Source organism: Clostridium sp., assembly GCF_036569345.1.
Classification (GTDB): Bacteria; Bacillota; Clostridia; order Clostridiales; family Clostridiaceae; genus Clostridium_AD.
In genome coordinates, this window is the sequence record NZ_DATCQT010000118.1 from 1 (window position 1) to 13,901 (window position 13,901).

The following is a 13,901-nucleotide window of genomic DNA, read 5'->3' on the forward strand; positions in this document are numbered from 1 at the left end:
GTACATTTGAAACAATAGCCATAACCCATCCCTATTTAGTTAAATATTTTGTAAACGAAGAAGATACATTAAAATATTCATCAGGATCAAACGTAAAGGTTTTTATTAAATGTCCTGATTGTGGTTATGAAAAAGAAACAGGGATTAGGGATTTTATAAGATTAAGAGATAGAGGACGTAGATTCACATGCCCTATGTGTGTGATAAATGGCAGAGTATCTAAAGTCGTAGGAGTATGTAAGAAAGTAAAATGCTTAACTACTGGTGAGATATTTAATACTCAAAAAGAAGCAGGAAAGCAATATGGGGTAGATAGAAGTAATATATCTAAATGCTGTAGGAATCTACAAAAATTTGCAGGTAATTTAGAAACTGGCGAACCGTTAAGATGGGAGTATTATACAGAAGAGAGCCATACCCTTTGAAACTTTAATTTTATCGTACTTTAGGAGGTGATTTCATGAGTTATTATCATATAAGTTGGATAGAACTAGCAATAAAAAAACTAAAGGAAAGCAACATAGAAGTTAATTCTATAAATGGGGATATGACTATCGAGGAATTTTTACTAAAATATGTAGAAGAAGAATTAGATAATGTAATTAAATTATAAGCGGAATGTATAATTATACATAGGATGATAAATAATATTTAGGAGTGATTACATAATGGCAAAAGAGATTAAACGTGTATGCCCAAATTGCGGTAGTAGCAAAACTAATGAGGTCAGTTGGTCAAATAGCTATTGCCTTGAGTGCGATATTGAATTTAACATGAAATCTAATGAGTGTTTTACAATTCTTTATGATGGTGAGTTAGTGCCATATCATGTAAATGAGTTTGAAAACTGTGGATAATGATTCGTTGATACATGGGTTACTACTTTTTATTCCCCTTTATATTTTAGCTAAGAAGAAGTTGCTAAAGAAAACTGCCATATTTATGTTTGTCATTGGTCTGATCCAATGGTTATTTACAAGATATATAGATTGTATTAGTATCTCAGTTATGATGTCTTTCTTTGGAATAGTATACGAGATAAATTTAGAAGGAAAGGAGCTAATGTAATATGCAACTAGGAGAGATATACAAGCTAAAGGAGTCATGCAAGAAAACATATTTAGAGGAAATAATTTTGATTAGTAATTTTGCAGCTAAACATTATATGTTACATGGTCAAGTTCAATATAATATGATTATTATAGCTGATTCTTTTATGGATGAAGACATGTTATATTGTTCATCATTACACACAACATATTTTGAGAATGAAGAGGAGATTCTGGAAGATTATGACCTGTTTATGACTCAAGAAGAATATAATATTCATTTACGGAGAAAAAGGGGTTAGGCTTAAAAAGCAAAACCCTGTAACCTGCATGTGATAAGGGTTTCAAAATCATAAATTAGCTTAAATCAAGTATTTGATGCTAGAAAGGAGAAATATTATGAATACAAATGATAGTATATCAATTGATGATTTAAAAAAGATGATGGGTTTGTTAGACTCGTTACCTCCAATGCCAGTAGAAATTCAAGTATCTAGAAAAGGATATACTGTGATTATGAAAGATGTAATAATGTGTGCTAACACGATTGATGGGGAACACGGTTACACTCCATACATAAACGGTATAAAGGTTGTTGTAAAGGATCTAGGAGAAACATATATAAATAAGGCAAGGTTTATTTATGACGATGGGAGCAGTAATATATTTGAAGTTTACAAATTGAAGGGAGAATAATACATATGAAAATTATTAGTGCTTATAATCTAATTTATAATAGTTTCAAAGGTGATTTGGAATGTGAGTTCTGTCATGACATTGTAAAGGGATACAGATGTTTTGATAGTTATACTTTTCATGAGATTGTTATACCTAATATGGTTTGTAAGAAGTGTGGTATGAAGTCTGGAAGGAGGAATGGTAATGAGTAATGTAACACTAGAAGAGCAGGAAGAGCTACGTGAGATACTTAATACCAGGAAGGTACTATCAGATCAAAAGAACCTACATATAATGGCTATGGCTGAAATTGATAAGGAAAGTGACTTAATTAGAAAGAGATTCATTGAAATTCTTAATATTGAAAAGCACTAGAATAAATGAGTTGTTTTATTTACATAAAACATGCGAAATATAGCATATTTTAATAAAAAATGTAGTATTATGCTTGACAGTAGCCTTCTTGTCATTGTATAATAAGTTATAAATAAATCATCCCTTGTACACATAATACAGGAATTACCACATATATAATTATGTGTAGGTATAAATCCAAGCTAAGGGGGAATAATATAAGTAAGAAATAAAAAGATGAAAGAAGGAAGATACAAATGATGAATCAAATGAACAATGTTAGCCAAGTGCAACAAATCAATCGTGGGGATATTTATATGGTAAATCTACCTATTACGGGTAATTCAATTCAGGGAGGATTGAGGCCGATAATAATCTGCTCGAATTCTATAGCATGTAAGCACTCCCCAGTTTTACAGTACATACCACTAACATCTAGGGCGAAAAAGTGGATGCCTACCCACGTAGATGTCGAAGTATCAGTAGAAACTGGATTACGGGTAAAATCTATTGCTATGTGCGAGCAAATAAATTTAGTTTCTACAGGAGATTTATTAGAAAAGGTAGGAATTTGTAGTAGTCATATAATTAGTAAACTGGATAAGGGAATTTCAATTCAATTGGGATTAGTAGATGCAAGAAGTAATGTTGCTTATGCATAAAAGGAGAGATGTAAAACCCATGATTGAGACAGTTCTATTGGCTTTTATAGTAGCTCGAATACGAAAATATAAACTATTACCCATATTTAAACACTGGAGTATTTACCCCGTCATATTCATGGCTTTAGTATATGTTTACTTAGAATCTATGATATGGCAGGGTGATTACTCTTTAATAAGGTATGCTAATGTCTTTAAAACAGCCTATCTAAGCTCTTTGCTTATCCTTGCAATAGATTATGACAGAATGAAGGTTTTCTTGTGTTCTACGCCTCTTATATGGATAGGAACTTCATTAAATGTGATAGCAATGAGAGCAAATTCAGGGAAAATGCCTGTTTTCGTTTCAAATTCTTGGGCCACAGGATATGCTAAACCAGATATGTTCGCTAAAACATTAGCAGTTGGAGATTTTCATATAATTGGAGATATGTATAGCAATTTGATCCCAATTTGTGATACATGGGACTTCGGGTGGTGTGTGATGTCAATTGGTGATATTATCGTCAGATCATTTGTCTTCTTAATAATATATTATTGTATAAAAGAGTCTAATAAAATAACTACAAATATATAATTTATTTAATTGACATATGTATACTCTTCTGTTACAATGATACTAAGATAAAAACAGAAAGAGGTAATACATATGCAAAACTTAATAAATGCTTTACTCAACACGATATTGGTATCAATACCAGAAAACATATTCTTGGTGACAATGACATTAATATTCTTGAGACGTTTTGACATGCTAGATGTTCGGATGTGGAAACATAGTTTGAAATGGGTTATGATACCAGTTATACCCGTAGCTATTATGATAAATATTTTCAGATACATAATCGTTATTCCTAAACCAATAATGTCTCTATTCTCCTTATCTTTAATGATTGTATTAATAATGTATATTGTCATTAAAAATAGTTATGAAGTTGAAAATAAATTGCTATTGAAAATAATAATATACACAATTTTAAGTTTTATTGTAGTAGGGCTAATTGAAACATTATATTATCCAATTTCCCTTTCTTTACTACATAAAGAAATGAGTTTCTTCAACAATAATATTATGGCAAACATTTTAATTTCACTTCCTGCAAGGGCAATACAAATATGTATTATATCATTTATTGTAGTAAGAAAGAATAATGAAATTCAAATTAATTTATTCAACGCTATAGTAAAAAACAAATTTTTTACAAATTCATTTATCATAATTCTACTGTCATCTATTTCTATAATTATCTACTCTACTAAATTAATGATGATTGATGGTATTTTAATAAGACTGAACATTATAGACCAATTAATTATAGTTGTGATTTTAATATCTGTTCCAATAATATTGATTACGTGGTTTCTCATGTTTGTGAATTATTTACTTACGAAGCAGAAACAAATTATTCAGTCATATGAAAATCTTCTTGAAGATAACATAATGACTGATGTAAATAAAGATTAATTGAAGGGAGGTGAAAAATATGCAGAACAAATATTCTATTATCGCTGGTGTAGTTACAATAGTGGCTACGATGTTTACAGGCGTTTTTGCATCGTGGTTGTGGTCTTATCAACCACAAACTCCAAAGTGCTTAAAGTAAGTACATAATTCCAAATAGGGAGGGCTTATGTCTTCCCTATAATAAATTAAATATAAATATTTTACATATTAGTAATAATTTAGTTGCATTCTTAATATAATTAGTGTATAGTAACATTATTGAATGTTAATTATATATTATTTATTAAGAAGGAGTGTATTAATATGTTTAACAAATTAACTACTAAAACTGAGGAAAATGTTAAAAAGGATTTTAAGAAACTAGCCAATTATGTAATTCGTGCAAAGGGTCAAGAGAGAACGGTGAATGGATTCGCAGCAGATATGAAAACTAGTGGGGAATACTTAGCTCTAGTAGTAAATGCAAAAATAACTTCCTACCCAACGATACCTTATCTAAAATTGATCTCCGACAATTCAGAAGGAAGGGTATCTTTGAAAGATTTAACAATGGCTTGTGGATATTCAAATTACAGCAACAATGATATGGAACAAATAAAAAATCTTCAAGTAAAAAGAGGGGAATTTTGTTACGTAAATCTAGGAGAAGTTTTGGACTCCGAACAAGGAGGAGTTAGAGTTTGCCTCGTAGTACAGAATAATGTAGGAAATCACTTTTCTAGTACAACTCTGATCATCCCCCTCACTTCCCGCAGTCGGAAGCCTCAACCAACGCACGTATCTGTGGGATCTGACTGTGGACTTCCTCAAGAGTCAATTATATGCTGTGAACAAATTCGTTGCGTTTCAAAAAGAAGATTGTCCCAAAATGGTGTGATACAAAAAATAGCAGAATGTTCTCCAGAAATTCTTAAAAAAGTAAATATTGCAATGCTAAAATCTCAAGGTGTGATCGACATAAGAATGAATGAGCAAGACGCTATTGAATACTTAGATAATATGAATACTCAAAAAACTTATCAATATGAAAATAATCATAATCGTAGCGTAAGTCCTCAATTGGTATTCGCATGAGAAAAGAAAGGAAGATTAAATAATTAATGATTACAATTCAGAGTACATCAAATTATTGTGCCAGATATTTATCCACAAAAGTTCCTAATGAAATTTATCCAAGTGTAGAAGATCAAATCGAGGTGTTTGAGTATGGGTTTATGGTCATCATTGGGGCATTGGTCAAGGGGATATTATTGGTGTCACTAGCGTCCATTCTAGGGGTTCTAGTGCCTGTTATAGCTATCACATTTACCTTCTCATCATTAAGAATTATAGCAGGAGGATATCATTTAAAAAACTTCTTGGGTTGTATGGTTATAAGTCTAACTCAATTTATCATAAGTTCAATAATAGTCCAGTATACTCAGAAGTATTGGACATACATAAATATTTATAGTCTATTTATATTTAGTATTATAGTAGCTATATATATAATAATTAGGTACGTACCACGAGATACTCCTAACAAGCCTATCACAGATCAAAAGCAAAAAGTCAAATTCAAAAAATGGTCTTCAATATACCTAACTACATGGACAATGCTAATGACCATCTTCTTACTACTACATATAAAAATTATTGTTATTGCCAGTTGCTTTGGATTATTGCTCGAACTCCTCAGCATAAGCACATTGGGACAAAAAATGTACACTTTTGTAGATTAAATATAACCTTTGACAATATTATTTATATTGTATATACTGAAATAGTACGGGGCGGTAGGGGAGGGGTAACTGACACAAATATTTCAGAAAGATCCTACATAATATATTTATTTCAACCCCTTATAAACCATTGACTTTATTAAATTAAAGAGTAAACTGTATCTGTGATAAAGTTCGTAACTATGTACTGTATCAGTGAAACGTGTTACTTACATATAACCCTTATAAAATTCCCATCAAAATAGTCGGAATACTAAAAATATATAATTAAAAGTAGTTTGTCGAATCGTAGAATAATTAGACGTAGAATCATTCTACAACCTATCATTTGTTCTACTTGACCAAACGTGCGTTCTAATATATACTGTTAACAAAGGCAATGTACGGGCTAAAGTTTTCTGTTAGAGCGACCGATACTTAATAAAGGAGGTGGATCATATGTGGATTTTTGGATGACTTTATCCTTGGATGACTTAGCAACATATCAAGCAATATTTGTAGCAAACCCTAGAGAATAAAAGGCGCAATTTATTGCACCAATGAATCATAGTCAGAATTAAAAATTAATAAGGGAGATGTTTTTGTATGAGTAGTTGTGATGTTAAGGGTGATAGGACTGTATGGGTAATTAAAGACCAGATGGGGTGCTTTGCACACAAAGGTAGCATCCATAAAATAGACACCTCAGAGTACGTGTATGTGTCTTACAAGAGCTTCAGCGAAGAGTGTAGAGCATACATAGGGGAGCAGCAAGCAAAAGAAGCAATGGCAATCTTAGATAAGAAAAAGGATCTATTAGAAATAGACATTGATTTTCATATTGAGCAACATTCTTTAGCAGGTTTAGGTAAGAATAAAGAAAGTATTCAAGGTGAAAACATGGTGCTACATGAGATTAAAGTGTTGTATAATCGGGCTTTGCAACACAATAATATGGTTCCAGCAATGGCTGTTGCTTTACTTGTTGGTAAAACGTTGGGTATTGCTGTTTAATTTAATAATTATAGTAAAACTACTTGCGAATGTTTTTGTGAGTAGTTTGTTTTATTTATTACTTATACTTGTGTTTTGTATTGTTTTGTGGTATAATTATATTATAGTTGTATAATGTGGAGGAGGATAGAGAAATGCTTATAAGTGAGACGGTGATAATAAGATGGCATTCAAGATACAAAGAATACTATGAAAGTAAGGGGTATATTTTTACAAAATTTAAAGATGAATTTGAAATTAAAACCATAGACTTACAAAATGGTTCAGTTGTTGAGGTTATTGTAAAATGTGACCATAAAGAATGTAAAACACCAATATCAAAACCCGTAAGGTGGCAAGATTATTTAAAGTGTGCAAAAGAAGACGGTAAATATTATTGCCATACGTGTGCCATGGTATTATATGGAGATAATAATTATAGGATATCAAGATTAAATAATGGAAAATCATTTTATCAATGGTGTTACGATAATTTACCTAAAGAACAAGCCGATTCTATTTTGTCAAAATGGGATTATAGTTTAAATCTTGATAAGAATGGTAATGTATTAACCCCAAAATTAGTTGGATATGGGTCTAGGGGTATAAATAAAAAAGGATATTGGTTTAAATGCTTGGATCATCCTGAGCATTTGTCAGAATTAAATAATATTAACAGTTTCACAAGTGGTAGGATTATAAATATTGACTGTAAAATATGTAATTCAATATTAATGATGCATCCTGATTTAGAAACTTATTTAGTAAATAAAGGTGACGCAATTAATTATGATTTAATATCGAGTAGCAAAATACTCGCTAAGTGCCCAGATTGTGGTTATGTGAAGGAAATTATTATTAACAATTTAATTAATAATGGGTTTGGATGCAATAAGTGCTCTGATAATATATCATATCCAGAAAAATTTCTGTTTAATATGTTAGAACAGTTAAATGTAGACTTTCAGATACAGTTAAGTAAGAAAACTTTCAAATGGTGTAAAAATTATAGATACGACTTTTATATAAAGAATATAAATTGTATAATTGAGACTCATGGGTTACAACACTATAAGCAAGTTACTGGAACTTGGGGCAAATTAAGCAATATACAAGAAAATGATAAAATAAAAAAACAATTAGCTAAAGATAATGGTGTTAGTAACTATATAATTCTAGATTGTACGTATTCTAAAATAGAATGGATTAAAAACAACATTACGTTGAGCCAACTAATAAAGTTATTAAATTTTAAAGAATCTGATGTAGATTGGGCATTGTGCCATGAATACGCATGCTCTAGTCTAGTTAAGATAACTTGCGAACTATGGGATAGTGGAATTAATAATGTATTAGAACTAGCTAATATACTAAAATTAAGCAAAAGTGCAATTTGGACGTATCTTAACCAAGGAGTAGAATTGGGTTGGTGTACTTATGACGGGAAAGAAGAAAGAAAAAGGAATGTAACTTCACTAGCAGAGAAAAATTGCAAGCAAGTAATTTGCGTAACTACAGGAGAGATATTCAATTCACAAAAAGAAGCAACTAAAGCATATATGATGAAAGGTCATGGTGGGATTTGTCAATGTTGTACAAATAAAAAGAAATCTGCTGGAAAACATCCAATAACAGGTGAGAAGCTTAAATGGATGTATTATGACGAATATATGAGACTAAAAGAAGCATTGTAAGTTTAAAAACTACCTATTAATAAGTAGTTTTTTATTTATATGGTATAATATATTGACAATTGTATATAATAAATATATAATGCAAATATATTATATTAACGTAAGGGAGCGATGTTAAATGTTAAAAGACGAAGCAGATCAGCTCATATTAAATCTCAATGTATTAATAAAAAAATATGCAGGGAATGACAAAATAAGAGACATAGTTAAGGAAGAATTCAATAGTAGAAATATGAAGGCTAGTATTGCAGTTAGTATTTTAACTGAAAGAAGACTGTTGTCAACTCTTGATATTGGTATAAAAAATGAATTAATTCTATTATTTGTTTTTGCATCTGGTATGTTTAAGGCTCTGACTTTTAAGGAAAATACCACTAGTGAGTCCCTAGGAGAAATAAACGATTGGAATAAAATAATTATTGAAGACCATTTTACCACAATCGAAGTTGAAAATTTGAAAAATTATAAACTAGCAAAAAAAGAGGGAGAGAAAGACGAGGTAATTGTATTTCATAATATGTTAGAGATTGCGACGGGGTGTTGGTTAGGAGGTTTGCAGTCAAGACAATTTGCTGAATTAGACGCAGGTAATGAATTCATTTACAATTTTAAAACTCAACGCGACCCAGTTTATGACGCTTTTGGAATGAAGAAAATTAGTTTAAATAAAACAAAAGCGAAGGAAATTGCTGAAGGACTTCTTTCAGGTGAATATTTCCCAGACGCTATAGTTATGAATGTATTAAAAAATGGTGAGGACGAAATAAGATATGATAAGAATGGTGACTTAAATATTATTTCAGGTATCAAAAATATCGTAGATGGGCAACATCGTAAGGTGGGTAATTCAATAGCAATTTCTCAAAACCCAGATTTGGACTTCACTTTTGTATTCATAGTTACCAACTATAGTGAAATTAAAGCCCAAAAACAAATGGTACAAATTAATAAGCAAAAACCTATGAAACAGGAACATATTAAATCACTTGACACATCTAAATTAGGTAATGTTGTCATCAATTTAATTTTAGATAATTCCAGTAGCGAGTTCGCTCAGTCTATAAAAGAATCCGATTCGGAACTAGCATTTGGGGGCTTGGCAAAAAGGTCTACTTTGGCAATTTCTGTGGAAGACACCTACTCTGACAGATTACAAAATCGTCTTCAAGCAAAATCAATCGCAAAACATATTGCCAATGTTATAGACTTTATTATTGGTCTTAATGTAGAAGAATTTATTATTCATCCAGAGGAAACAAAAAAAATCTCGTATATTAATCATAAGAATATGTTTGCAGGATATATTGCTTTGTCGGCGAAGTTATATGGGTTGGATTTAAAAGAGGAAGAATGGCAGGATAAAGTTGAGCAAGCATTGAGCAAAGTAAACTTCGGTACAAATAATCCTTTTTGGAAAGATATTAAAATATCAGACCATGATATGAAAAAAGCATCTAGAAACAATCTGTATAAATTCTTTTACAATCTAATCTGATTGAAATAATTGAAAGGGTTGGTGTTTATGTTGACTGAAGAAATAAACGACAATAGGTTTCAAGAGAATGAGGTGACATTTAAAGTTGATCCACGTGTCAAAGAGGAATTTCTTGATTCGCAAATTAGTTCTACAAGAACATTCTATTCTTATATTTTGCAGAAAGCTGATTTTTACGAATTTAAAATAGGGAAAAGCATTTTTAATTTCAATATTGAAGAGAGAGATGAGCTGTTATTGGCTGAATTTAAAAACAAAACGATTAGTGCTTTTCAATCAAATCTATCTCCTCTCAAAAAATATGTAGATTTTTGTATTAGCAAAAACTTAGTCAGGCACTTTGAAAATCGTTTCGGTTTAATTCTTCCAAAATTTTATGATAACTATATTGATATTCAAGCAGTTGAAAACTCTTATATTCCATTAATTAAGAATAGAGAATGGCAAAAATTATTGGTAAATTATCAAGATAAACTAATTATTGAATTATTGGGATTAGGAGTTAGGGGTCGTACTGAAAAAGGGAACACTTTAGAAGAATTTATTAATTTTAAAGTTACTGATATCCAATGGGAAGAAAAGTTAATTTATCTAACAAGTAATGATGGCGAATTAAGAGAATTATATGTAGATTATTATACACTTGATTTAATTAAAAAAACTATTGATTCTGGGCACTATATTTTTGGTAATGGATTGAAATCTAAAAAGAACGATGAAGGAATTTACGAGAAAACAGAAAAGGGATTCCCAATTAACGAAACGGAATATGTTTTTCGTGTGCCAGGCAAGAATAAATTTGGTAAGATAGATCACCAATTAATTGCTAATAGAATTCAAAGAATCCAATCATGGGTAAATGCTCCCTATTTAAATATATCATCGCTCTGGACTAGTGCTATCATTGACGCAGCTAAAGTGATTAAAGATGCTAATGGAGAATTAACTAAAAAGGACTATATCTCTCTCAATGAAAGATTTCAGTATGGATCTAATGAAAAAGGACTTGACGGAGAGAAATATTTTCAAAAAACTAAGGATTTAATTAACCTCTATATTTAGAAGGAGAAATATTATGCAAGATATTTTGTCTATAATGCACAGTAGGTATAAATTATTATCCTTCTTTAAAATATCTTTAAATTCAAGAGGTTATTCGAGAGGCTTATATGCAATAGAAATTCAGATAAATCTTTTGAAGGAATTAATTGAATTAGAGAGCAAAAACGTATTATCACAACTTTTAAAGAAGACGTATTTTCGCTTATTTAGAGATATAAACAGAGGCATTGAGTATTTACCTGATATAGTTTCTGACTCTGAGAATTGGGTCTTAAACACTATTGATAAAGATATAGATGCATGGACAAGTAAAGATGTTTTAGTATGCACTACTAAAACTTGCACCATTGTTTTTAGCAAAATATCTAGGAATGATTCAGGATATCATTATATTGATAGTAAGTGGCAATAGAAGGGATGATTGTTTTGAACGTTGGTGAAAAAATAACTCTATATAAAGAGAGATCAGAATTTAAAAACTATGCGGATTTTGCAAAGGCTGCTGGGGTAAGTAGCTCGTGGTTATTGGATATAAGTAAAAAGGAATCTCTTGCATTGGTTGACGCAAATTCACTTGTAAATTTATGTGGATATTTGGGGATAGAAGTTTCTCAATTAGTTATTGATGATGAAGATACAGAAGTAATTGAACAAGATGTAGTATTTGACGATAACTCCAATGACATAGGGAAATTATTGAACCAAATAGTAATATTGCTTTCTAAAGATGATTGTAAAATTAATGGAGTACCAATGAATACTAAGGCTAGAGATATTTGTTTTGACGCATTAGATGTAGTCCGTATACTCATAAAACAGAACTTATAGGAGGAATTGTATGACTAAGAACTATAATATTGATGAAATAACTACAAAACGTATCCTTGGCTTAATAAATAAATGCGAAGAAACTGAATTAGGTAATTCGACATTCGAGTATTATGATTCTAGTTCAGGATGTGGACATATAGCTTTTAGCATGACTGAAAATAATAAAGGTTGGGAACTTACTGTTATTACAAGAAGATCAGGGGCAAGAGATATGTACAATATTATTGGTGGTAGTTTATGATTACTCAGAGAAAGATTAAATATAGTTCTTGACTTTATATATCATTAGTAGTACAATAGTATTATACAGTTAAAGGAGGTGGATAAGCAGTTTTCATTTACATATTGTAAAGTAATAAATAATTATAAAGAAGGTTTTAGTTATTGATAAGACAACACGTAAACACACAAAGACTATTTTATTATGTTCAATAGTCATATTCAGTATTTTATATTTTGGAAACTTTGTTACGAAGGGAACAAGCAATTTGAGAACTGATCAAAATGCTAATATATTGAAGTTGTTTCGTGGCAGATACATAGTGTTGCCTGATAAGGTAATAGTTGAGGAAGTTGATATTGTTAAACCAGAGGTTGTTAAAGAACAAAAAGGAGAAACCTACACAATTTCAGCATATACATTAAATTTTGAATCAACACAAAAATCAAGGGGAAATCCTGATTATGGCAAGACTAGCTCAGGATTTAATTTAAAAGGTCATACCTTGGCATCTGCAAGAGTAATTGCTACAGATCCTAATTTTATTCCAACTGGCAGTAAAGTAAAAATAGTTTTCAACGATGATAAATATAAGAAGTACAATGCAATTTACACTGCTAAAGATGTGGGAGGTGGAATTATTGGACTACATATTGACTTGTTCGTCGGTGATAGCCCAGATGCTGTAAAAAGAGCAGTTATTTTTGGAAAGACTCAAGCAACTGTAACAATTATCAATAAATGACATATAATAAATTATAATTAAGAGCAAGACAGAAAGGAGAAATGCATCATGGGTAAACTCGACTACGTTATTCTCCCTTATACTAACTTTAAGGATAAGATCAGAGTTCATAAAGAACTTGATAGAGAAATGGTTAAAAAGCATGGTAGAAACAATTTCAGCTTAACTGTTTTAGACAATTGCATTATGGCTTCGTTCAAATCCATTAATACTTTTTTCTAATCATAGTATAACTAATATATAAAATATTATACACACATACATAATTGAATATAGCACTAGGTAGGCTGTAAGCACTTAATAATGTTAAGCGTTAAAGCTATAAAATATAAAGAAAAGAGTGTGTTTATTAATGAGATTAACAAAGACAGTTGAAAAAATGGTATCTGTGGAAGAATTAGATTCCCTTGCTTGTAATTGTTGTGGAGAATATTTTACCATAGACCAGTCACAATCAATGCAGTCTTTTGCCCTAGATTTTGGGTATGCTTCGCGTCATGACATGGAACATTGGAGCTTCGATATCTGCGACAAATGTATTGAGAAAATTGTGGATGGATTTAAAATTGCACCTGAAATAACAGGAAACGAAGAAGAATCTTGGGACTATCAAGAATCTGCCGAGATAGAACCAGTAGAAGCACCTAGACCTAACACATTGGAACCATTCAGATACGTTTAATATAATTAATATATAAGGAGTGTTAGTAATGCGTGTAAAGATATTAAAAAATTGTCCTCCTAAACCAAATTCTTTCTCCATAGAAAAGTATGCAGGTAAAATTTATGACGCAACGCCTCTAAACGATGATAATGGAACTATTCAAGTAGATTTTGGTTTTGTAGGAACATTGATTGTCTATGCTGGAGAATATGAGATTGTGGATATAGTTAAGAACTTAGATGAGTTTATCAATAGGAATTGTGAATTTAGTATAGCATCTCAAGAAATA

The 13,901-nt window shown here is 30.7% G+C and carries 24 protein-coding genes and 1 pseudogene; all 25 read left to right on the top strand.

What is annotated here, in order from left to right:
• Positions 1-425, top strand: a pseudogene (locus tag VIM70_RS11435) (hypothetical protein); the annotation flags it as partial.
• Between the two features lie 35 nt (positions 426-460).
• Entirely contained in the window at positions 461-613 is a 153-nt protein-coding gene (locus VIM70_RS11440; protein ID WP_331945891.1) for a hypothetical protein, read from the top strand.
• A gap of 55 nt (positions 614-668) precedes the next feature.
• The gene (locus VIM70_RS11445) at positions 669-857 is read left to right on the top strand and encodes a hypothetical protein (RefSeq protein ID WP_331945892.1); all 189 of its coding nucleotides are present in this window, start codon (positions 669-671) and stop codon (positions 855-857) included.
• On the top strand, positions 850-1,068 hold the full coding sequence (locus VIM70_RS11450) for a hypothetical protein (protein WP_331945893.1): 219 nt from the start codon (positions 850-852) through the stop codon (positions 1,066-1,068). Before VIM70_RS11445 ends, VIM70_RS11450 begins: the two co-directional genes overlap by 8 nt.
• A 1-nt stretch (position 1,069) precedes the next feature.
• Positions 1,070-1,351 carry a hypothetical protein gene (locus VIM70_RS11455; protein ID WP_331945894.1) on the top strand — a complete coding sequence of 94 codons (282 nt, stop codon included), beginning with the start codon at positions 1,070-1,072 and terminating at the stop codon, positions 1,349-1,351.
• A 97-nt stretch (positions 1,352-1,448) separates the two neighbouring features.
• Complete coding sequence (locus VIM70_RS11460; RefSeq protein ID WP_331945895.1) at positions 1,449-1,745, top strand: hypothetical protein; 297 nt, start codon at positions 1,449-1,451, stop codon at positions 1,743-1,745.
• 5 nt (positions 1,746-1,750) lie between these two features.
• Positions 1,751-1,939, top strand: coding sequence for a hypothetical protein (locus VIM70_RS11465; protein WP_331945896.1), 189 nt, complete (start codon positions 1,751-1,753; stop codon positions 1,937-1,939).
• Positions 1,932-2,102: a hypothetical protein gene (locus tag VIM70_RS11470; RefSeq protein WP_331945897.1), complete on the top strand. Its 171-nt coding sequence runs from the start codon at positions 1,932-1,934 to the stop codon at positions 2,100-2,102. The genes VIM70_RS11465 and VIM70_RS11470 overlap by 8 nt, the downstream gene beginning before the upstream one ends.
• A gap of 236 nt (positions 2,103-2,338) precedes the next feature.
• Positions 2,339-2,743, top strand: coding sequence for a type II toxin-antitoxin system PemK/MazF family toxin (locus tag VIM70_RS11475; protein WP_331945898.1), 405 nt, complete (start codon positions 2,339-2,341; stop codon positions 2,741-2,743).
• Between the two features lie 19 nt (positions 2,744-2,762).
• A complete protein-coding gene (locus VIM70_RS11480) occupies positions 2,763-3,320 on the top strand; it encodes a DUF5317 family protein (protein ID WP_331945899.1) in 558 nt (185 codons plus the stop codon).
• 72 nt (positions 3,321-3,392) lie between these two features.
• Complete coding sequence (locus tag VIM70_RS11485; RefSeq protein ID WP_331945900.1) at positions 3,393-4,208, top strand: hypothetical protein; 816 nt, start codon at positions 3,393-3,395, stop codon at positions 4,206-4,208.
• Between the two features lie 19 nt (positions 4,209-4,227).
• Complete coding sequence (locus VIM70_RS11490; RefSeq protein WP_331945901.1) at positions 4,228-4,347, top strand: cyclic lactone autoinducer peptide; 120 nt, start codon at positions 4,228-4,230, stop codon at positions 4,345-4,347.
• Positions 4,348-4,511: 164 nt separating this feature from the next.
• Entirely contained in the window at positions 4,512-5,282 is a 771-nt protein-coding gene (locus VIM70_RS11495; RefSeq protein ID WP_331945902.1) for a type II toxin-antitoxin system PemK/MazF family toxin, read from the top strand.
• 26 nt (positions 5,283-5,308) lie between these two features.
• Positions 5,309-5,929, top strand: coding sequence for an accessory gene regulator B family protein (locus tag VIM70_RS11500; RefSeq protein ID WP_331945903.1), 621 nt, complete (start codon positions 5,309-5,311; stop codon positions 5,927-5,929).
• Between the two features lie 585 nt (positions 5,930-6,514).
• Entirely contained in the window at positions 6,515-6,922 is a 408-nt protein-coding gene (locus VIM70_RS11505) for a hypothetical protein (protein ID WP_331945904.1), read from the top strand.
• A 134-nt stretch (positions 6,923-7,056) separates the two neighbouring features.
• Positions 7,057-8,595 carry a hypothetical protein gene (locus tag VIM70_RS11510; RefSeq protein WP_331945905.1) on the top strand — a complete coding sequence of 513 codons (1,539 nt, stop codon included), beginning with the start codon at positions 7,057-7,059 and terminating at the stop codon, positions 8,593-8,595.
• A gap of 118 nt (positions 8,596-8,713) precedes the next feature.
• Positions 8,714-10,090, top strand: a complete 1,377-nt coding sequence (locus tag VIM70_RS11515; protein WP_331945906.1) for a DNA sulfur modification protein DndB — start codon at positions 8,714-8,716, stop codon at positions 10,088-10,090.
• Positions 10,091-10,117: 27 nt separating this feature from the next.
• A complete protein-coding gene (locus VIM70_RS11520; protein ID WP_331945907.1) occupies positions 10,118-11,152 on the top strand; it encodes a hypothetical protein in 1,035 nt (344 codons plus the stop codon).
• Between the two features lie 13 nt (positions 11,153-11,165).
• Positions 11,166-11,564 carry a hypothetical protein gene (locus tag VIM70_RS11525; RefSeq protein ID WP_331945908.1) on the top strand — a complete coding sequence of 133 codons (399 nt, stop codon included), beginning with the start codon at positions 11,166-11,168 and terminating at the stop codon, positions 11,562-11,564.
• Positions 11,565-11,578: 14 nt separating this feature from the next.
• A complete protein-coding gene (locus VIM70_RS11530; protein WP_331945909.1) occupies positions 11,579-11,980 on the top strand; it encodes a hypothetical protein in 402 nt (133 codons plus the stop codon).
• Positions 11,981-11,990: 10 nt separating this feature from the next.
• Positions 11,991-12,224 carry a hypothetical protein gene (locus tag VIM70_RS11535; RefSeq protein ID WP_331945910.1) on the top strand — a complete coding sequence of 78 codons (234 nt, stop codon included), beginning with the start codon at positions 11,991-11,993 and terminating at the stop codon, positions 12,222-12,224.
• 247 nt (positions 12,225-12,471) lie between these two features.
• A complete protein-coding gene (locus VIM70_RS11540; protein ID WP_331945911.1) occupies positions 12,472-12,948 on the top strand; it encodes a 3D domain-containing protein in 477 nt (158 codons plus the stop codon).
• A gap of 48 nt (positions 12,949-12,996) precedes the next feature.
• Positions 12,997-13,170, top strand: coding sequence for a hypothetical protein (locus VIM70_RS11545; protein WP_331945912.1), 174 nt, complete (start codon positions 12,997-12,999; stop codon positions 13,168-13,170).
• 130 nt (positions 13,171-13,300) lie between these two features.
• A complete protein-coding gene (locus tag VIM70_RS11550; protein ID WP_331945913.1) occupies positions 13,301-13,630 on the top strand; it encodes a hypothetical protein in 330 nt (109 codons plus the stop codon).
• Between the two features lie 28 nt (positions 13,631-13,658).
• Positions 13,659-13,901, top strand: a 243-nt coding sequence (locus tag VIM70_RS11555; protein ID WP_331945914.1) for a hypothetical protein, incomplete at its 3' end; no start/stop codon positions are given.